The organism is Morganella psychrotolerans, assembly GCF_001676055.1.
GTDB classification, from domain to species: Bacteria; Pseudomonadota; Gammaproteobacteria; order Enterobacterales; family Enterobacteriaceae; genus Morganella; species Morganella psychrotolerans_B.
On sequence record NZ_LZEX01000046.1, the window covers coordinates 30644 to 52136 of the forward strand.

Annotated in this window: 16 protein-coding genes and 1 pseudogene; 7 read left to right on the plus strand and 10 right to left on the minus strand. The window is 49.1% G+C overall.

What is annotated here, in order from left to right:
- Positions 1–15: 15 nt before the first annotated feature.
- Positions 16–1458, minus strand: a complete 1443-nt coding sequence (locus tag AYY17_RS20060; RefSeq protein WP_067426847.1) for an aminotransferase-like domain-containing protein — start codon at positions 1456–1458, stop codon at positions 16–18.
- A gap of 224 nt (positions 1459–1682) precedes the next feature.
- On the opposite strand from AYY17_RS20060, the gene AYY17_RS20065 reads away from it, so the two are divergent.
- Positions 1683–2177 carry a YbaK/EbsC family protein gene (locus AYY17_RS20065; RefSeq protein WP_067426850.1) on the plus strand — a complete coding sequence of 165 codons (495 nt, stop codon included), beginning with the start codon at positions 1683–1685 and terminating at the stop codon, positions 2175–2177.
- A 38-nt stretch (positions 2178–2215) separates the two neighbouring features.
- The gene (locus tag AYY17_RS20070) at positions 2216–2764 is read left to right on the plus strand and encodes a GNAT family N-acetyltransferase (protein WP_067426853.1); all 549 of its coding nucleotides are present in this window, start codon (positions 2216–2218) and stop codon (positions 2762–2764) included.
- A gap of 140 nt (positions 2765–2904) precedes the next feature.
- Here the strand turns inward: AYY17_RS20070 and AYY17_RS20075 are convergent, their stop codons facing one another.
- The gene (locus AYY17_RS20075; protein ID WP_067426855.1) at positions 2905–3363 is read right to left on the minus strand and encodes a tetratricopeptide repeat protein; all 459 of its coding nucleotides are present in this window, start codon (positions 3361–3363) and stop codon (positions 2905–2907) included.
- Between the two features lie 729 nt (positions 3364–4092).
- Between AYY17_RS20075 and AYY17_RS20080 the strand changes: the two genes are divergently transcribed.
- Positions 4093–4575, plus strand: coding sequence for a glutathione peroxidase (locus AYY17_RS20080; RefSeq protein WP_067426857.1), 483 nt, complete (start codon positions 4093–4095; stop codon positions 4573–4575).
- Positions 4576–4632: 57 nt separating this feature from the next.
- On the plus strand, positions 4633–4995 hold the full coding sequence (locus tag AYY17_RS20085; RefSeq protein ID WP_067426860.1) for a DUF6122 family protein: 363 nt from the start codon (positions 4633–4635) through the stop codon (positions 4993–4995).
- Positions 4996–5055: 60 nt separating this feature from the next.
- Here AYY17_RS20085 and AYY17_RS20090 read toward each other — a convergent pair whose 3' ends face one another.
- From AYY17_RS20090 to leuA, 8 genes and pseudogenes are all read right to left on the minus strand, one after another.
- A complete protein-coding gene (locus AYY17_RS20090) occupies positions 5056–5949 on the minus strand; it encodes a hypothetical protein (RefSeq protein WP_067426861.1) in 894 nt (297 codons plus the stop codon).
- Between the two features lie 293 nt (positions 5950–6242).
- Positions 6243–7493 (minus strand): bifunctional glucose-1-phosphatase/inositol phosphatase, encoded by a 1251-nt coding sequence (gene agp / locus AYY17_RS20095; RefSeq protein WP_067426863.1) that lies wholly within the window; start codon positions 7491–7493, stop codon positions 6243–6245.
- Positions 7494–7595: 102 nt separating this feature from the next.
- On the minus strand, positions 7596–8282 hold the full coding sequence (gene mutH, locus AYY17_RS20100; protein WP_067427196.1) for a DNA mismatch repair endonuclease MutH: 687 nt from the start codon (positions 8280–8282) through the stop codon (positions 7596–7598).
- 577 nt (positions 8283–8859) lie between these two features.
- Positions 8860–10524 carry an HTH-type transcriptional regulator SgrR gene (gene sgrR, locus AYY17_RS20105; RefSeq protein ID WP_067426866.1) on the minus strand — a complete coding sequence of 555 codons (1665 nt, stop codon included), beginning with the start codon at positions 10522–10524 and terminating at the stop codon, positions 8860–8862.
- A 389-nt stretch (positions 10525–10913) separates the two neighbouring features.
- Positions 10914–11516, minus strand: a complete 603-nt coding sequence (leuD, locus tag AYY17_RS20110; protein WP_067426869.1) for a 3-isopropylmalate dehydratase small subunit — start codon at positions 11514–11516, stop codon at positions 10914–10916.
- A gap of 14 nt (positions 11517–11530) precedes the next feature.
- Positions 11531–12943 (minus strand): 3-isopropylmalate dehydratase large subunit, encoded by a 1413-nt coding sequence (leuC, locus tag AYY17_RS20115; RefSeq protein ID WP_067426873.1) that lies wholly within the window; start codon positions 12941–12943, stop codon positions 11531–11533.
- 1 nt (position 12944) lies between these two features.
- Positions 12945–14060: a 3-isopropylmalate dehydrogenase gene (gene leuB / locus AYY17_RS20120; protein ID WP_067426876.1), complete on the minus strand. Its 1116-nt coding sequence runs from the start codon at positions 14058–14060 to the stop codon at positions 12945–12947.
- Between the two features lie 2 nt (positions 14061–14062).
- Positions 14063–15648: pseudogene (gene leuA / locus AYY17_RS20125) on the minus strand (2-isopropylmalate synthase).
- 877 nt (positions 15649–16525) lie between these two features.
- On the opposite strand from leuA, the gene leuO reads away from it, so the two are divergent.
- The 3 genes from leuO to ilvI all read left to right on the plus strand — a co-directional run bounded on the left by leuO (position 16526) and on the right by ilvI (position 21493).
- Entirely contained in the window at positions 16526–17473 is a 948-nt protein-coding gene (gene leuO / locus AYY17_RS20130; protein WP_067426880.1) for a transcriptional regulator LeuO, read from the plus strand.
- A gap of 213 nt (positions 17474–17686) precedes the next feature.
- Entirely contained in the window at positions 17687–19495 is a 1809-nt protein-coding gene (locus tag AYY17_RS20135) for an AMP-dependent synthetase/ligase (protein WP_067426883.1), read from the plus strand.
- A 276-nt stretch (positions 19496–19771) separates the two neighbouring features.
- Positions 19772–21493 carry an acetolactate synthase 3 large subunit gene (gene ilvI / locus AYY17_RS20140; protein WP_067426888.1) on the plus strand — a complete coding sequence of 574 codons (1722 nt, stop codon included), beginning with the start codon at positions 19772–19774 and terminating at the stop codon, positions 21491–21493.

Here is a 21493-nt window from a genome sequence, read left to right on the forward strand (position 1 = left end):
ATATCGTATTTACTATCAGCCCGCCACCGGCGGGCTTTTCTGTGCCGGTAACGATCCCCGGCACCACTGCGCCAACTGCATGATGGCCGTTTCCACTTCTGTATCACAGCCAAATCCTGCATTAAGCCGGAAACTACGGTCATAGCGGCTGTCCGTCGCAAAAATATGACCGGGTGCAATACCTATCCCTTCTGCCCGCGCGTTGAGAAACAGGGTCCGGACATTCAGGCTGCCTTCCGGCATTGTCACCCACAGGACATAGCCACCCTCCGGTTCAGTCACGGTTGTGCCCGGCGGAAATGTCCGCAGAACAAGATTGCGGATTTTTTGTATCTGCACTGCCAGTTCACGGCGCAGGCGGCGCAGATGTGCATCATAGCCGCCGTTACTCAGCAGTTCACTGATGGCGGCCTGCGGCAGAATCTGAGAGCCCATTGATGACGTGTATTTCAGCGAGGTGATTTTCCGCATGTAGTGCAGGCTGTGAACCCAGCCTATCCGTACCCCGGGCGCGATGGTTTTGGAAAATCCGCTGCACAGGATCACATTTCGGCTGAATGCCCGCATCGGAAACGGGCGCTGCTCACCAAATGCGGCATCACCGAAAGTATCATCCTCAATGATGATAATGCCGTTTTCATCGGCCTGCCGGGTGATATCCGCTTTGATTTCATCAGGGATCGTCTTGCCCAGCGGATTATTTACATTTGCCAGCGTAACAAATGCTTTTACCGCTTTGCGGCGGAACAGAGCGGTGAGTTTGTCACAATCCACATACCCTTCGGGGCAGGCGTCCACTTCGGTCAGCCGGAGATCCAGATTGCGCAGCATCTGTAACAGGACAAAATAGCAGGGAGACTCCACGGCGACTGCATCCCCGGGCTCAAGGGTTGCGCGCAGCGCGAGGGAGAGCGCTTCAATACAGCCGTTGGTGATAAGCAGCGTGTCCGGGGTAATATTGCAGCCGTAACTGACCGCACGCCGTGCTATTTCTTCTTTCAGCGGCGGGTAACCTGTTCCTTTTACACAATCGCCCAGCAGAAAGGGCTTGCTGTAGCTGAGCTGGCGCATAATCTGGCTCAGTTTTCTTACCGGATACAGCTCCCGCCTGCCGTTCGCCAGATCCAACGGGACACGGCAGGCTTCACCGACCATCGACATATGCAGTTCTGTTTGTTCATCGAGCGGTGCAAAATCAGCAGGCAGTATCTCTGATCTTACCGGTTCGCGTGACAGGGGCAGAATCGGCGCGACAAAAAAACCGGACTTCGGCCTGGCAACCGCGACGTGTTCATCCTCCAGTGTGCGCAGGGCTTTCAGTGCTGTGGTCAGGCTGACATTATACTGCGCCGCCAGTGTTCTGACAGACGGCAGCCGGGTATCAGGCGGCAGCACACCTTCCTGAACCGCTCGTTTTATCTGTTCTGTTATCTGCCGGTAGCGGGAAAGGGACGCCATCTGTACTGCCTTATTCTTCAGGGTTCTGTGTGTATCAGAAAGAGTATGCTGAGAGTAAATTATGAATCAAGGAGTTCCCCGGCTTACTGTGAGGTTTATACCCTTATTCATTCAAACCGCAGGTTCGTTGGCTGCGGTCAGTCAGCCGGGTCACATAGTTTATCTATGCTCCCCGTCTGGCTTTCCTTGCCGCCTTCCTGCAACTTGAATGACGTTGGGTATATATGACAACATTTGACAAAATCACGCATTTATTAAATACACATCAGGTTCCTTTTGAGGTGATTGAGCACCCGAAGGAGGGGCGTTCAGAGGCGATAAGTGCTATCCGGGGAAATAAGCTGAGTCAGGCCGCCAAGGCAATGGTGCTGGAAGTGACGATACCGTCTCAGGATCCGGTTTATGTACTGGCGATTGTGCCCGGAGACTGTAAAGTCAATTTCAAAAATGTCGCCCGGCTGGCGGGCGGTAAAAAATCATCCTTTGCATCACCGGAAAAAGCACAGGCGCTGACCGGATGTCAGATGGGGGCGGTGCCGCCGTTCAGTTTTAGTGACGCACTGACACTGTATGTTGATAAACGTCTGACCGGTGCCGGCCGGGTGTATTTCAATGCAGGGGAACTGGTGCGCTCAATGTCTCTGGCAGCAGAGGACTATTTCAATGTGATAGGCGCGGATCGCATTGCGGATATAGCGGTTTCACCTGACGGTGAATAAATAACACAAAATAAAAAAGCGAAGAATGGAGAATCAAGATGGAATATTGCACAGCCACACTGGCGGATATGGATCAGGTTAAAGCATTACTGACACGTTATCATCTGACGACGATCAGTGCGGAAGATAAACCGGACGGATTTGTTACCACACAGATGAGTGATGAACAAATGGCTGATTTAATTGAGAATGAGCAAGGTTTATTTATTGCAAAGCAGGACGGTAAAGTCGTGGCATTTGTGATGGCTGCATCCTGGCAGTACTGGTCACCCTGGCCGTTATTTGCTCACATGATTGATAAACTCGGTGAGCATTCGTTCGCAGGACAGACCCTCAGCATGGAAAATTCCTATCAGTACGGCCCGGTTTGCATTGATACAGCGGTGCGTGGAAAAGGTGTTCTGGAAGAATTATTCGCCTATGCGCTGGAAAAAATGTCGCAGCGTTTTGATATCCTTGTGACATTCATTAATAAAGTAAACCCGCGCTCTTATGCGGCACACACCCGGAAACTGGGCCTGACAGTGCTGGATGAATTCGGATTTAATAATAACCATTATTACTGGCTGGTATGTGAAACACGTTGATTTCCGGCAGATCAACGGACTAAACCCGCTTTAGGCGGGTTTTTTGTATCTGAGACTGATGAGTCACCTCTGATTGAGCGTTTACCCACTTAACCACGCGCCGCTACCGGCGATCGGGATCATCAGGCTGTTTATTGTTTTTATCTGTCACAAGCGAGGGAAAAACCGTTCTTACATGACTTTTCAAAGAAATCTTTAGCTAAAGCATTATCCTGCTTAACCCCTCTTCCGTCAAAATACAACTGTCCGAGATTATATTGCGCCACAGCATTATTTTGCTTTGCCGCCAGTTCCCAGTATTTTCTGGCCTGGTCATTATCCTGCGTCCCGAGAATCCCTGAGGCATACAGTATTCCGAGATTAAGTTGCGCTTCTGCATTCCCCTGATTGGCAGAAAGGTCATACCAGTATTTAGCCTTATTATAATCCTTATCAGCATAATCCAACTTAGCATCGACATACGACTCCCCGAGCTTAAGTTGCGCAATAGCATCGCCATTCGTAGCTTTCTGACACAATGCTATATCCTTATCTTTGCAATCAACAGAATCAGCGTATGCCGGTGAAAACAAAAAAAGCAATATTAATAATTTTTTCATTTTTTAATTAATCCATATAAATAATAAATTTGGCTAATTGATTTTTATGTTGAACGGGCAGGCTGGTTAGTGAAAATAATTTGTTCATCTTCACAAGTGCCCCTAAAAACGATTTTAAAGCATGATTACATTATCAAACACCCAAATAGTTTACAACGTTTTCTGTGTCGTTCTTATTCTATTTTAACAACCGGATAAAACCGGGGGATAGTTTTTTTATTTTAATAACCCGCAGAGTTGATGTTATTAAGGGTAATTATTAAATAAAGCGTAAATATACAAGATGATGCCGGAATGTATACAACACCAACCCACCTGTTTGATGTTTTACTTTTTATCCGGAGACCAAAAGGAGACCAAAAAAAGACATATTAAAAACAGAAGGGCTATATTACGTTTATGTTAATTCTGCGTCAAAATGTATGATCCCTGTATTTTTATACTTGCGGATAAAAAAACATAAAGTGATATGTGAACGGTTATATATAAAACTCACGCTGAATTATGCTCCCCTGATGTGAAACAAGTTCACGCCTTGCGGCGGGCATTGCCTGTTTGTTGTTTTTTTCTTGAGAATTTGCAAAGATAACCCGCACGCGATTTCAGACCAGGCATGCAATCAGGGATCGGATTGGTTTTCCACGCACATGACCTGACAGCAACGTAATTACATTGCAATAACGATGTTGCAATATCGATGTCGGCGGGTTCTGCTTTGAGGATTTTAATATGACCACCTTTCATCAATTGACGGCTACAAGTCTTAGCGGGAAGCTCATCTCTATGGCTGACTACGCTGGTAAGGTGGTTCTGGTCGTTAATACAGCCAGTCATTGTGGCTTTACGCCACAATACAGCGGTCTTGAAGCACTCTACAAAAAATATGCAGCTCAGGGCTTTGTGGTGCTTGGTTTCCCCTGCAATCAGTTCGGGAAACAAGAACCCGGCGGCGCTGAGGAGATCGCGCAGACCTGTTACATTAACTACGGTGTGAGCTTTCCGATGTCCGGGAAAGTCGACGTTAACGGAACCTCAGCACACCCGATATTCTGTTATCTGAAAAATGAGCTGCCCGGTCTGCCGGGTGGGCGGATCAAGTGGAATTTTACTAAGTTCCTGATCGGACGTGACGGTGAACCGCTCAAGCGTTTTGCACCGTTCACCACCCCGGAGAAAATGGAAGCTGCAATTCTTGCTGCACTTAAAATTTAAGTGAGATAAGAGTCTCAGGTCTGAGTTAATACAAATAAGGGTATAAACGGGGTTATCGTGGTATTTGAGATATTCAGGAATATCCTGCATTACGGTTTTCATTTTCTGGTGCCGGTTTTATTCGCCCGGTTGTTTTGGCGGCAGCACTGGAAAGCAGCTGCCTGCATTATGATAGCAACCATGATTATGGATGCGGATCATTTACTGGCAGATCCGATTTTTGATCCCGACAGGTGCAGTGTGGGTTTTCATCCGCTGCATACGGTATGGGCGGCGGCGGTTTATCTCTGCCTGCTGGTGATGCCGTCGTGGAAACTCCGCGCGGTGGCGGTTGGTTGTTTATTCCATTTATTCACAGACGGAATGGATTGTTATCTGGGAAGTCTGAAGCAGGGAGCGGGGTTTGCTGGCTTATCATAGAAATCAGCCCTTTTATTGATGACAATAAAAGCTGATAATGTTTCATTTCTTATAAAATAGTCAGAACGGGTTATTCAGTACCGGGATTGAAATATCCGCATTCGGCAGACTGACTGACGGCGCTTTGACATCAATACTCGGCGCTGACGTTACCGGAACAGAAATACCGACCTCCGGTGCCGAAATAGTCGGTTTTCCGATATCCACTGATGGCATGGATGGGTTTCTGCCGGAGGATACATCTGACGGCACAGAAGGAACGCGTCCGTTATTTGCCGGTTTTTGCGCTGACGGAATACGCCCGCTGTCAGCCGGTGCTTTCTGCATATCCGTATAAACCGGTGCATTTTGCGGTGCGGTACGCCGTCCTAACGGGGCTTTTTGTCCGTTTGCGCCGTTTTGTGCCGGTACTGCCTGCGTTTCCGGTTTACGCATTTGCCCGCCTACCGGCTGGCGCGGCGGTTGTTCTGCACTCACTTCTTTACCGGCCAGCAGCGGACCGTTTTCATTGATTATAGTGCCATCGGTCGGTGAACCGGAAACCATGGCAGGATCGGTCTGTCTGTGCGCGACATTCTGCCGGTTGAGCAGTTTTCCCTGCTTGCGATCGGTGCTCTCTTCTTCTGTAACCAGGGTGTCAGTGTCTCTGACAGCAAAGGATTTTCCGCGGTAAGGCAGCAGCAGATAGGGCTTACAGGCTTGCGTATCACAACCGCGGTAGCGAACCATACCGTCGATGCTTAATGTGATGATCCCGCCGCCGTTAAGCAGATAATCCCATGTTTTTCCGTTGATGGTCACAGTGCCGCTCATATTACACGGCGTCTGACTGTATTCACCGTAAGGCAGCGCTTCATAAGGTTTGCTCAGGGAAATCGCTTTTCTGATTTGGTCATCTTTCAGCGACCATTTTTCACAGGCACCTAATAATACGCCGTCACCGGAGGGATACATAATTTTCTCACCGGGTTTAATATCATAGTTTTTTTTTGCTGCAACCTGAACTTATTAAGGCGAGCGCTATGATAATTAAGGGCGCCGGTAATGCTTTTAAGTATTTCATCGTATTTATAATATTCCTGTCTTCAGGCCGGTGTTATTACGGTAATGACGGACATGATTTTTAGCCCATAGAATATTAGCGGCTTGTCGGTTCGATATCTATCAGTGTTATCCGAAGCGTGGGAGCGATAATAATAAAAAACCGGCAGAGTAGTCTGCCGGGCTTAAATATGAAAATAAAATGCTTATTGTGTCAGTGAATCATTCATTACTTTTTGGAACGTTTCCCACCCGCAATAACCATTTTTATCAACCGGGCAATTTTTCAGTTCCAGGGTGACATTTTTCGGCGGTGTTTTTAAGGAGAGGTAACTGGTATTTCGCAATTGATCAGATGACTGATAAATATAGTTAATTTTAGCGTAGGATTTATTATCTTTTTTGTCTGTCCAGCGCTGGAAAACCAGTTTTCCGCCGATAGGCGTGTGCTCATATTGTTCCGGTAACTGATACGGTTTAAAGTCCAGAGCAGAGAGCAGTGAGGCAATATTGGAATCATGTCCGGCAAGGAAGGTAAATTTCGCTTCATTTTCCGGGGTTGCCGCGGCAAAGTGCTGATTAATATAGCTCAGTAGCGGATGTGCGACATTTTTTGCGATAATGCGCGGTGTGAATAAGCTCTCCTGATAACCGTTCTTTAAGGTATTCAGTGTTTTCCATTGTTCAGGCGTGGTTATTTCACCCCAGGCAACATCATCAGCCGGGAAGCCTTCATAATATTGTAAATCGATAGCATCTACAGCGGAGTTGGCCATTTTCAGCGGCCCTTTAACGCCCGGCTCTTTACCTGCTTCAATAATAAAGCTGTTTTTTCCGTCAGCCAGGGAGCAGAGTTTATTTGTTTTGCACTGCTCTGAATTTTTAATATTGAGCAGGGTATTCAGCGCATTATAGCCCGGGGCCAGATCCTGACTTTTATAATGTTCTTCCATTGCGGCCAGCGCCGTGGTTTTAAATTCAGCACTGTCATTGGTCACTATCGGGTTAAATACCGGGTCCATAGTGCCGATTTCCGGCTGATGCTTAACGGTGACCGCGCAACCAGGGAATGCCCCTGCGGTAAAGAACTGCGCGGTGGCAATGGTACGTTGCAGACTGTTGGCGTACACACTCAGTGTTTTTGCATCTGTCGGGCACAGGGTATCCGGCAGTAATTTGTTCTCATCCAGCCATTCACGGAAATAGTGCCCCATATAGACTTCCAGCGCGCCCCCTTTAGTGGTCAGGTAGCCGCTCTGTGCATCCCACGCAGGCCAGGTTTTATCCGTTATTTCAGTCAGGATCCCGGTGTTTACAATCGGGGTGCGCAGGTTATGGCGGCTCATCACCAGCACCTGTTCCAGTGTCATTGTATCTGCTGAGGTATCGGCAAAAGCGGGAAGGGCGGGGGTCAGTAACGCGGCGGCAAGGGAGATAGTCAGTAACGTCTGTTTCATCCGTAACACTCCTGAAGAATGATTAGTGAACCAGTGATAATGAATGAAAAGAATATTATTTACTGCGCTGAACCCCACAAATATATCGATTGCTGGTGGTGTTTAACACTGAAAATAGCGCTTAAGAAGTGGCGCGGTGAAGTTTTTCTTCAGATAAAATCCACGGGGCAGCGTTTGTATCGGCTGACCCTGCGGGCCGATGGCGTCTGTCAGCGCCCGGCTGTTTGCCGCTTTCGGGCGGATTTGCATCACTTGCCCGTGACGGGCGGTGATCTGTTCCACTTTTCCCAGCACTATCATATCCATCAGCTCTTCCCAGTCTGATTGCAACAGCCGTTCTTCCTCTTCTGATGGTGACCAGAGCAGCGGTGAGCCGACCCTGCGCTGTGCCAGAGGGATATCACGCGAACCTTCCACCGGCACCCACAAGACACGGGACAGCTTATGGCGCACATGGCACTGTGCCCAGGTAACACCACTGTTGCCGGTCAGCGGTGCAACACAGACAAAGGTGGTTTCCAGCGGCGTGCCGTGTCCGTCAACAGGGATGGTTTTCAGCTCCACGCCGATGCGGGTAAAATCCTGCTCCGCTTTACTGCCCGCTTCCGCGCCCAGCCAGTATTCCAGCAGCATGCCGACCCAGCCTTTATCACGGCGCAAATCAGGCGGCACGGGTATTCCTGCGACGGCGGCAAGCTCACCGAAGGTGGCTCCCGCCAGGGACCGGGCACGGGAAAGCAGCGCGGTTTCGCTGTCAGGGGGTAACGGTGGCTGAAAGGGGCGTGTCATCATTTATAGCTGCTTAAAATTTGAACAGTGGTATCCGGTAAAATAATACATGGATATGAATGAAAAATAAATGCTATCTAATTTATTGATATATAGCTATTAATTTTAATTTTTCGCCGATGTGTACAGAGCTGGTTTGGCGGGTTGTGCACGGGCATCTTCAAACAATGTACAGGATCACACACCAAGTTATCCACAGCTTTATGGGATAAGTGGAAAACCACTGTACTACTGGTTCGATTTACAGCCTTGACTTACGGTCTCCTTCGCGTCTGAGACGCAATTTTGCTTATTGATAAGCCACAATCTGTGGATAACTATAGTGATGGTTATTTTTTGTTCTCCGTGAGTTTGTGAAAATCACCGGGAGTGAATAATTCAGATAATTCTCTTTTTTATTGCGATTATATTATTGATTATTAACGAATTGATTGTTGCATTGTTTTTTGTCAACCGAGGGGTAATAAAAACTATACCCCCATTACCCTTGCGTTCTTCACAACTATATCCACAGAAAACGTGAATAAAAGCCATTTTTTTGTTGATGGGTGTTTATAACTTTGCCATTTTCTGTGAATTAACTCTCCGGCGGGATAAACCAGGCTGATTTAAAATCAAACCAGCCAAAGGTGTTCATTTTGACACCGCGCATACTGCGTTGTCCCTGTAACTCCAGCCAGTGATGGAACAGCGGGTAAAGCATCTGTTCATCCACCATCTTTTCACACCACTGTGCCAGTGACAGTGTGTTCTGACGCCACTGTTTCAGCGGCGTGCGCAAATCATCAGCCAGACAGTGGTGCAGCAGAGGAAGTTCATAAAGGGTGGCAAAGATGGAAAATTCCAGCGGTTTATAGAAGTTGGCGGTGGCAAGCCAGAAATCACTCTCACTGTTGCCGTGAAACCAGGTGTCGTAATCAGTGATAACAATGTGCAGAGTGACGCCGTACTCAGCCAGCAGTTTTTGCAGTAACTTGCCGATTGCATGGTATTCATGGTGATCGTGATAATAAGTCAGTGTCAGTTCGGTGAGATCCGCCGGTTTTTCACAGGGTGCGATCAGTTTGCTGTGATGCCAGCGCAGCAGCAGACCGTATGCGGGTCGCCAGTGGCGCTGATAGAGCGGGTCGCAATGATACAGCAGATTGACGGGTGTCATCAGGCTGTTGAGCCAGCAGCGGATATCTTCCCGTTTTCCTTTCTCTGAACGTTTGTCATGAAGGAGAAAGTAACAGCCCTCTTCCATGCGGCTGTCGAGGGAATCGCTCTGCGTTCTGTCGTTGCCGATGTGCAGCGTGGTGCAGATCATTTTCTCTTCCAGTTCCGGCACGACGATGACAGACACTTCATCCAGAAGCGCGCGGTAGCCATAATAATGGTCAAAGGCACGGATAGTCAGTTTTTTGTCATTATTACAGACGACCTGATAAGGTCCTGTACCGACCGGGTGGCGGGAAAAATCCGGCAGTTCCTGCCATTCATGCGGCAGGATAGCGGCATGCGGGCTGCCGGTGAGTACCGGAAACCACTGATCTTCATCACTCAGCGTGATATCAATGATATGAGGGCTATCTGAGCGGACCGTCCGGATATGGCTGAAGAGCGGATGCCGGTCTCGCAGGCGTTCAAAGGAGGAGATAATATCCACCATCTGCAATTCCCGCCCGTGGTGGAAAAAGACCGCAGGGCGCAGCCAGAAACGCCATTGTTTATCGCCGATTTGTTGCCAGTGATGCGCCAGCGCAGGAATAACTTCCCCGTTTTCCTCATTTATGGCGGTCAGACCATTAAAAATCTGGCTGAGCAGATGCACTTCCGAGCGGCGCAGCGGCGAGCCGGGCAGTAAATTATAAAACGGCCGGTAATAGACAATGCGCAGCAGACTTTTTCCCTGCCGGAAGCTGCGTTCTAACTGAGACAACACCATTTGGCGCATGGCATCCTTGTCATTGACCATCTCAACCAGTTTTTCGATATTATCCTGTTCAATCAATAGTTCGGCGCGGGCGTGCTGTAACTCACGTCCGCTTTGCAGAAAGCTGAGATGTGAGCGCTTACCCCGTCCTGCTTCCGCCTGCCAGTGAAGCCAGCCTGCGCTCTGCATATTATTGAGCAGTGAGCGGACATGGCGGCGTGAGCAGTGCAGGATCGCAGCAAGTTCCTGAAGGGTGATGTCGGTATTTTGTCCCTGATGGTGTTGCCACAGGCGGATGAATTGATATTGCAGGCGGGGTGTGCTCATAAAAGGGGAACTCCGGGTTTTTTTTCATCCATTTATATTTCCTTATATTAGATCCATACTTCTTATCATTAAAGCAGCTCATGATGTCAGTGTGATACCTGACTCACTCCCTTATTCTTGAGTAATGGTTATACCCTTATTCATTCAAACTGCAGGTGTGTTGGCTGCGCTCAGCTTGCCGGGTCACATACTGATGTATGCTCCCCGGCAATCGGAGCTTGCCGCCTTCCTGCATCTTGAATGACGTCGGGTATATATTAACCGCCAGCCGTAAGGCTGGTTTTTTTTATGTCTGAATTACAGGGTATAAAGGCAGGTATAAAAGTAGGTTAAACAGGGAAAAAGCTGCCATTACAAAAGGGGTAATGGCAGGGGTTCAATGGTGGAGATTAACGCAAGAACTCAGGTTGCTGTGATTCAAAACGGGAAATCATACTGTCGTGTTGCAAGGTCAGCCCGATGCTGTCCAGTCCGTTCATCATGCAGTGGCGGCGGAAAGTATCCACAGAGAACGGATAGGCTTTGCCGTTGGCAAAAACCGTCTCTTTTTCCAGATCAACGGTTATTTCTGCGCCTTCTGTAGACTGCACCCAGGCAAACAGTTCATTTATTGCGGCTTCAGGTAATTTTACCGGCAACAATTGGTTGTTAAATGAATTGCCGTAAAAGATATCGGCAAAGCTTGGTGCTATCACGACGTTGAAGCCGTAATCGGTTAACGCCCACGGCGCGTGCTCACGGGAAGAGCCGCAGCCGAAATTTTCCCGTGCCAGCAAAATCGATGCGCCCTGATAACGCGGAAAATTAAGGACAAAATCCGGGTTTGGTATTTGTCCGTCATCATCGAGAAAACGCCAGTCATTAAACAAATGCTGCCCGAACCCTGTGCGGGTGACTTTTTGCAGAAATTGTTTAGGGATGATGGCATCCGTATCCACATTTGCCGTATCCAGCGGGGCGACAATGCCCCGGTGTACAATAAATTTTTCCATTATTTTCTCCCCGCTCAGTGCGTTTCAATGGTGCGGATATCGGCAAAGTTGCCGGTGACAGCCGCAGCGGCAGCCATTGCCGGGCTGACTAAATGAGTCCGTCCGCCGCGCCCCTGGCGTCCTTCAAAGTTACGGTTGCTGGTGGAGGCACAGCGCTCACCCGGCTCCAGACGATCGTTATTCATCGCCAGACACATGGAGCAGCCCGGCAAGCGCCACTCAAAGCCGGCTTCGGTAAATATTTTGTCCAGACCTTCCGCTTCCGCCTGTGATTTCACCGGACCGGAGCCCGGCACCACTATCGCCTGCACGCCCTGAGCCACTTTCCGGCCTTTGGCAATGGCAGCGGCTGCACGTAAATCTTCAATCCGTGAATTGGTGCAGGAGCCGATAAATACTTTGTCAATTTTCACATCGGTTAATTTTTCGCCGGGTGTCAGGTTCATATAAGCCAGCGCTTTTTCAGCTGATGCCCGCTCGACAGGATCTGTGAAACTGTCCGGTGCCGGTATCGCCTGGTCGATCGCAATGACCTGACCCGGATTGGTGCCCCAGGTGACCTGCGGGGCAATATCGGCGGCCTCAATAATAATTTCAGCATCAAATTGAGCGTCCGCATCTGTTTTCAGGGTTGCCCAGTAAGCAACGGCGGCATCCCAGTCAGATTCTGTCGGTGCAAACTGACGACCTTTTATATAATCAAATGTGGTTTGATCCGGGGCAATCATCCCGGCTTTCGCGCCCATTTCAATCGCCATATTACAGACGGTCATACGGCCTTCCATGGAGAGCGCTTCGATGGCATCACCACAAAATTCTGCGATATAGCCTGTTCCGCCTGCGCTGCCGGTACGTCCGATGATTGCCAGCACTATGTCTTTTGCCGTAACACCGGGCGCCACCTGACCACGCACTTCTATTTTCAGGGTTTTCGCCCGCGCCTGTTTCAATGTCTGGGTTGCTAATACATGTTCAACTTCTGATGTGCCGATCCCGAATGCCAGGGAGCCGAACGCGCCGTGGGTGGCGGTGTGGGAATCGCCGCAGACAATGGTCATGCCCGGCAGGGTAATACCCTGTTCCGGTCCCATCACATGGACAATGCCCTGAAACGGATGGTTTAAGTCATAGAGACGGACACCAAATGCGTCGCAGTTTTTCATCAGTTCCTGCATCTGAATACGTGCCATATCGCCGCAGGCATTAATATCTTTGGTCTGCGTTGACACATTGTGATCCATGGTGGCAAAGGTTTTTTCCGGGCGGCGCACCACGCGGTTTTTTGCCCGTAATCCGTCAAATGCCTGCGGGGAAGTCACTTCATGCACCAGATGGCGGTCGATGTACAGGATCGGGGTTTCGTTTTCTGCTTCACGAACCACATGGGCATCATATAATTTCTGGTATAAGGTTTTGCCTGTGCGCATTTTAAGCCCCTTGTGTAATTAATCGCGCGATGATATCGCCCATCTCACCAGTAGTGACACTTTTGCCGTTGCCGGCGACATCTCTTGTCCGGTAACCGGCGTTCAGCGCGTTATTGACGGCATTTTCGATGCAATCGGCCGCTGCGGCTTGTCCCAGACTGAAACGCAGCATCATGGCGGCAGATAAAATTTGTGCGACCGGATTGGCAATATTTTGCCCGGCAATATCCGGTGCGGAGCCGCCCGCCGGTTCATATAATCCGAATTTTTCCGCGTTCAGACTGGCAGACGGCAGCATACCCATAGAGCCGGTGATCATGGCGCACTCATCAGAAATAATGTCACCGAAAAGGTTTGAGCAGAGAATGACATCAAACTGGGACGGATCTTTTACCATCTGCATGGCAGCGTTATCGATATACATGTGTGACAGCGCGACATCAGGATATTGCTGCGCGATTTCAGTCACTACTTCGCGCCATAACACTGAACTTTGCAGCACATTCGCTTTGTCGATAGAGGTCACTTGTTTGCGACGTTTTTGCGCGGATGCAAAAGCAATATGGGCGATACGCTCGATTTCATAGCGGTGATACACCTCGGTATCATAAGCACGCTCATATTTGCCTTCTCCTTCACGGCCTTTCGGCTGACCGAAGTAGATCCCGCCGGTCAGTTCGCGGACACACAGGATGTCAAAACCACGCGCGGCGATATCACTGCGCAGCGGACAGAATGCTTCCAGCGCCGGATAGAGCCGGGCAGGGCGCAGGTTACTGAATAATTTAAAGTGAGCACGCAACGGCAGCAGTGCGCCGCGCTCCGGTTGTGAATCCGGCGGCAATTTTTCCCATTTCGGGCCGCCGACGGAGCCGAACAGAACAGCATCCGCCTGTTCACAGCCTTTCAGTGTGGCAGGCGGCAGCGGGTGCCCGTGATTGTCGATGGCAATGCCGCCGACATCATATTCACTGGTGGTGATGGTCAGATTAAAGCGCCCGCGTACTGCATCCAGCACCTTGTAAGCCTGAGCCATGATTTCAGGGCCTATTCCGTCGCCCGGTAAAACAGCAATATGGTATTTTTCTGATGTTTTTTTTGCGTTATGTTCCGACATAGTTACACCGCTTCCTTTGTTTCTGTATTGTTATTGGTTGCGTCATCTGACTGAATACGTTGCTTTTCTTCTTTGACCAGACCTGCCCGCCAGATACTGTTAATGGCATGGATAATGGCCTGTGCGGATGACTCCACAATATCGGTTGCCAGCCCCATGCGTGGTATTTGCGCCCTTCGTACTCCACAACAATATTGACCTGTCCCAGCGCATCCGTTCCCTGACCTTTGGCGGTCAGCTGATACGAGGCGAGTGTCAGGGAATAACCGGCGATCCGGCGGATGGCTTCATAAGCCGCGTCAACCGGGCCGTTCCCCTGTGCGGATTCAGAGATAATGTTATCGCCTGCCTGCATTCTGACTGTCGCGGAGGCTTTCACGCCGGTACCTGACTGGGTGTTGAGGAAGGCCAGAGAGAAGTGCTCCGGCTCCGCATGTTGCTGTTTCATAAATACCAGGGCTTCCAGGTCATAATCAAACACCTGACCTTTTTTGTCTGCCAGTTTCAGGAAGTCGGCATATAATTCATCCAGGTTATAATCCGCTTCCTGATAACCCATTTCTGCCATGCGGTGTTTTACCGCCGCGCGCCCGGAGCGGGAGGTCAGGTTGATTAAATTATCTTTTAACCCGATGCTGGCGGGCGTCATGATTTCGTAGGTTTCGCGGTTTTTAATCACGCCGTCCTGGTGAATACCTGAGGAGTGAGAGAAGGCGTTGCTGCCGACCACAGCTTTATTCGGTGGTACAGGGGTGTTACATAACTGACTGACTAACTGGCTGGTACGGTAGATTTCTTTGTGGTTGATCCCCGTGCGCACGCCTAACATTTTTTCGCGCACTTTGATCGCCATCACCACTTCTTCCAGCGCGCAGTTACCGGCGCGTTCACCTAATCCGTTGATTGTGCCCTCTATCTGGCGTGCGCCCGCCTGAACAGCAGTAATGGAATTTGCAACAGACATGCCTAAATCGTCGTGGCAATGGACTGAAATAATGGTTTTATCAATATTAGGTACGCGGTTGAATAATTCACTGATGATCCCGCCGAACTGATATGGCGTGGTGTAACCGACCGTGTCCGGGATATTGACTGTGGTGGCCCCGGCGTTAATTGCGGCTTCCACAATGCGGCATAAATCATCAATATCCGTGCGCCCGGCATCTTCGCAGGAGAATTCGACGTCATCGGTAAAGCGGCGGGCATGTTTGATGGAGCCGACCGCCATATCGATGATGTCTGCAAAGGTTTTGCGTAATTTGGTTTTGACGTGGATCCCGGAGGTCGCCAGTACCATATGTAATCTGAATGCTTCCGCGACTTTCAATGATTCAGCAGCGGCATCAATATCCCCGATCACACAGCGCGATAACGCCGCTATCCGGCTGTTTTTAATCTCACGGGCGATAGTCTGAACAGACTGAAAGTCGCCCGGAGAGGAGACAGGGAAGCCCGCCTCAATAATATCCACACCCATGCGTTCGAGCTGAAATGCAATCTGCAATTTTTCTTTGACACTGAGACTGGCCTGTAATGCCTGCTCCCCGTCACGCAGTGTGGTATCAAAAATGATGACGTTATCGCTCATGTTGTGATCCTCTTTATTCTTATTTGTTCTGTTTTCCGGTTTGCAGGTATAAAAAAAACCCGCGACATTTGCGCGGGTTCTTCAGCTCTCAGGGAGAAAGTTTACCTCATACTTTCAGCCACCAGCCCGCCACGCGCAGTTAAGGCGATAATTAGCAGACGGTTTAGGCGGAAAGTGGATGACATAATAATGACCTTCTTTGTTGATATCTGATGAGTGATGAGCACTATCCGGTGTGATGCCGTGTCGTGCGATGTATTATTGATACTGAATATGAAAAGGGATGTCAACACCGGCCTTTCGCAGGAGATATCTGCAAACGGAGAAGAAAAAGGCAAAATTCAGCGGTATCGACTAATTTATAAAAATTAATCAGCGTTTTCATCTATAAGCCTGCTCAATGATTGGGTTAATATTTCAGCACGATTTTTTTGCAGATAATCTGAATCAATTGAGTAAGCAGGGGATACGGGTAACCGGCAGTGCTTTTGTTACCGGGTGCCGCAGGCGATATCCATAAAACGGTTTATTTTTTAATTACGTTAACATGCAAAATTGAATTTTTTATGCTGATAAAAGACAATTTTATTATGAATAAACACAATCTTTGCTTTATTATCTCACTGCGTGAAAATTAAATGAATAAAGCAGTAGTAGTTTATTACCAATATGAATAAGTTACTGGCTTTAAATATTTAAATAGTATGCATCGTGATGATGATACGCATCAGCGTATTCAGAACCGTACAAGGAAGAGACTCAATTATTAAATTAATAATCAATTGAGATAATAGATTTCAATTTATAATTCATTGGCTGTTTTTATTAATGGCATGAGTCATATTGAAATCATTATAATCATTTATTGGAGTTTAAGATGACTGAATACACCTCAGTGGCAGATGTAAAAGAAGAATCCGGTGAAACAAACCTGCGTAATGTAGACCTTAATCTATTGACCGTGTTTGATGCGGTGATGCAAATGCAGAATGTCACCCGTGCTGCTGAACTATTAGGGATGTCACAACCTGCTGTCAGTAATGCTGTGTCAAGGCTTAAGGTTATGTTTAATGACGAGTTATTTGTCCGTTACGGGCGGGGGATCCAGCCGACTGCCAGAGCAAAACAGTTATTCGGTCCGGTAAGACAAGCGTTGCAACTGGTGCACAATGAGTTACCCGGCGCCGGATTTGACCCGGCAACCAGTGAGCGGACATTTAACCTGTCAATATCCAGCCCGTTAGATATTCGCTTAACAGATAAAATCATTGAACAGGTTAAACAGCACAGTAAAAAAATTGATATCAATATTCAGTCATATATGAGTAAAAATATTGAGCATGATCTGAAATATCAGGAAACAGATTTTGCCATTAGTTATAATCGCTTCGACAAACAAAATTATAATCACCACTTATTGTTTAACGATCAACTATCATTGGTTGCTGCCCGTCATCATCCCCGTGTGCAATATTCTATTTCTGAGAAGCAAATATTTACAGAGCAGCATGCGGTTGTCGCTCTTGATTTAATTGATTCATTCAGCGCCCCCTATTATGAAAACAATGAATTGCTGCGGGCTATTGTTTATCAGGGCACAAATTTAATCAGTGTGCTGAATATTGTCTCTAAAACAGAATTGGTTGCGATTGCACCAAAATGGCTTATCCAGCTTTATTCGTCTCTGCTGCCGATTCAGGAAGTGCAGCTGCCGTGGGATAAAGTCAGCCGCCCGGCATTTCTTATCTGGCATGAAGCCTGTACGCGGGATAAAGGTCACCAATGGATGAAAGCGCTGCTGAGCCAGTTCACACATAGTATTTAATCATTCATTTAAGTCACATAATCCTCCCGGCGGGCCGGTTTTCCTGCCGGGAGATTTTTTTGTGATCCCGCTATTGCAAAGATAACTAAATTTGCTTTTGTTCCCGCAGACAACAGGCTACACTTGCTGAAAATCTCAGCTTACAGCTGTAAGCTGAAAGTAATTCCATAACGTGGAACCGCGCAGTATGGCGGCACAGTAAAGGAAACGCGTGTGACAACTACAAATTTGCATCACTATCATTTAGTGACGCGGCTGCACCAGCAGAAACAACAACGGGGCGACAAAATTGCACTGCGTCAGTGGTGTGAGCAGGGACCGAATACAGATTATACCTGGCAGCAGGTTGGCGCGTTCAGTGAAAATCTGGCACAAGCGCTGCTGGCAGAAGGTGTGACTATACAGGAAAATATTGCCATATTTTCACACAACAGCGCTCTGTGGACGTTAGTTGATCTGGCAGTGCTACAGTGCCGCGCCATTGTTGTGCCGCTGTATGCCACCAGCAGTGATGACCAGGCTGCTTATATTATTAATGATGCGCAGACGCGTATTCTGTTCGTTGACGGACAAAAACAGGCGGAAATCGCGCTGTCACTCCTGGAACAGTGCCCGACATTGGCAAAAATCATTATTATGGACCCGGAAACGGCCGCCATACCGTCACATCCGGCTGTCTGTACCCTGCGCCAGTTTATGGACAGAGATGTCAGTGCATCCGCAGAGGAACTGAGTCAGCGGATTGCCGATTGTTCACTCGACGACCTTTTCACCCTTATTTATACCTCCGGCACCACCGGCGAGCCGAAAGGCGTGATGCTGGATTACCGCAATGTTGCAGCTCAGCTCTATCTCCATGATGAGCGCCTGACACTGAATGAAAATGATACCTCGCTCAGTTTTCTGCCGCTGACCCATGTATTCGAGCGGGCCTGGAGCTTTTATGTGATGCACACCGGGGCGCTCAATGTTTACCTCAGCGACACCAACTTAGTCCGTGAAGCCCTGATTTCAGTGAAGCCAACCGTGATGTGTGCCGTTCCCCGTTTCTATGAAAAAGTCTTCAGCGGCATCTGTAAAAAAGTGGCACAGGCACCCTGGTATAAGCGGGCACTGTTCCACTGGGCGGTGCGTACCGGTAAGAAAACACTGGATGCACAACAGCGCGGTGAGCCATTGTCATGGCTGGCAGCGCGCTGTGATAATGTTGCCCGTCAGCTGGTACTGAGCAAATTACGCGATGTTCTGGGCGGCAATGTCCGTTTTTTACCGGCGGCAGGCGCACGGCTGGATGATGAAATTATCCGTTTTTTCCTGGCCATCGGTATTAATATTAAATACGGCTACGGCATGACTGAAACCTGCGCCACCGTCTCCTGCTGGGAAAATACCGGCTACCGTCTCGGCTCGATTGGTGTGCCGCTGCCGGATGTGGACGTGCGCATCGGTGAGAAAAATGAGATTCAGGTTCGCGGACCGGTCGTGATGCGCGGTTATTACAATAAACCGGAAGAGACGCGTCAGGCCTTTACGGAAGATGGCTGGCTGCGTACCGGAGATGCCGGTGAACTGGATGAGCAGGGCAATCTGTTTATCACTGAGCGCCTCAAAGATCTGATGAAAACCTCCAACGGCAAATACATTGCACCGCAGATGCTGGAAGGCACATTAGGTCAGGATCGTTTTATCGAGCACATTGCGATTGTGGCGGATGCGCGCAAGTTTGTGTCGGCGCTGATTGTCCCGTGTTTTGATACCCTGGAAGAGCACGCCCGTGCGCTGAACCTGAAGTATCTTGATCGCATGGAGTTACTGAAAAACAGCCAGATTGTGGCACTGTTTGAGAGCCGCCTGAAAGAGCTGCAAAAAAATATTGCCGCATTCCATCAGGTAAAACGCTTTACACTGTTGCCGCAGAACTTCTCTATGGAGCTTGGCGAACTCACGCCGACCCTGAAATTACGCCGCAAAGTGATTGCGCAGCGTTATCATCAGGAAATTGAATCCATGTATACCGAGTAATTCTCTCAGACGGCACCGCATGTTTCGTGTGCGGTGCCGTTTTTATATCCCGTTGCTTTTTCCTCTCCTCTCAGTGAACTCTGCTTTGCAGTTCTGTCCTCTCCGGCATGATCGTCTGCGGATCACAACATTTACCTTGTTCCTCTTTCCGGGCTGTATTGGCGGCGGAAAAAACGCATTTGCCAGCACTGTCAGTTTGTCGTTATGTTAATCCTCAGATAACTAAAAAACACACACTTGCAGCTATAACCCGCAATCACGGGCAGGAGAGCATTTATGGAGAGGTTGACAGGCGCTGAGATGATCGTGCGCTCACTCATTGATGAAGGAGTGACGCATGTTTTCGGCTATCCGGGCGGCGCGGTACTGGATATTTATGACGCACTGCACACGGTGGGCGGCATCGGACATATTCTTGTCCGCCACGAGCAGGCGGCAGTTCACATGGCTGACGGTTATGCCCGCGCAACGGGTAAAACCGGCGTGGTGCTGGTGACATCCGGTCCAGGTGCGACCAATGCGATTACCGGTATTGCTACTGCGTATATGGATTCTGTGCCGCTGGTGGTGCTGTCCGGGCAGGTTGCGAGTGCGCTTATCGGCAACGATGCTTTTCAGGAAGTCGATATGGTGGGGATCTCCCGGCCGGTGGTGAAACACAGCTATCTTATCCACGATGTGGCCGATATTCCCGCCACCATCAAAAAAGCCTTTTATCTGGCACAAACCGGACGACCGGGACCGGTGGTGATTGATTTCCCCAAAGATATCGTCCAGCAAAAACATGAATACAGCTATCCTGCCCGGGTCAGCCTGCGTTCTTATAACCCGACAGGCGCGGGGCATAAAGGGCAGATAAAACGCGCCCTTATCACACTGATGCAGGCGAAACGCCCGGTCATGTATGTCGGCGGCGGGGTTGTCAGTGCAGAGTGCAGCCCGGAAATTTTCACCCTGGCAGAAAAACTGCGGCTGCCGGTCGCGCTCTCCCTGATGGGGCTGGGCGCATTTCCCGGTACTCACCCGCAATGTGTCGGCATGTTAGGTATGCACGGGACATATGAAGCAAATAATACCATGCATCACAGTGATGTGATTTTTGCGGTCGGCGTGCGCTTTGATGACCGGACAACCAATAATCTGGAAAAATATTGCCCGCAGGCAACCATTATTCATATTGATGTCGATCCGGCATCCATTTCCAAAACGGTGGCCGCCGATATCCCGATTGTCGGGGATGCAAAGCTGTGTCTGGCGCAGATGCTGTTACAACTGGAATCGCTTGAGGATGGTCAGGATCCGGATGCACTGTGTGACTGGTGGCGGCGTATTGATCACTGGAAAGAAAAACAGTGCCTGGCGATAGATGAAAAAGGTGACAAAATTAAGCCGCAGACCGTGATCCGCACCTTGTGGGAACTGACGGAAGGCAAAGCGTATGTGACCTCAGATGTCGGGCAGCACCAGATGTTTGCCGCGCTCTATTACCCGTTTGATGAACCCCGGCACTGGATAAATTCCGGCGGGCTGGGCACGATGGGGTTCGGTTTACCGGCGGCACTGGGTGTCCGGTTGGCAAAACCGGACGATATGGTTGTCTGCGTGACGGGTGACGGCAGCATTCAGATGAATATCCAGGAGCTCTCCACTGCGCTGCAATTTAATCTGCCGGTGCTGGTGCTCAATCTGAACAACCGTTTCCTCGGCATGGTCAAACAGTGGCAGGACATGGTGTATGACGGACGTCATTCACACTCGTATATGGACTCACTACCGGATTTTGTGAAACTGGCGCAAGCCTACGGACACAAAGGTATCGCAATCAGCGACAAAGCCACATTGCGCGAACAGCTCACAGAGGCATTACGTATTGTCCGTGAAGAAAAACGGCTGGTCTTCGTTGATGTGCAGGTGGATGAAAAAGAACATGTTTATCCGATGCAAATCCGCAACGGCGGCATGGATGAAATGTGGTTAAGCAAAACGGAGAGGACCTGA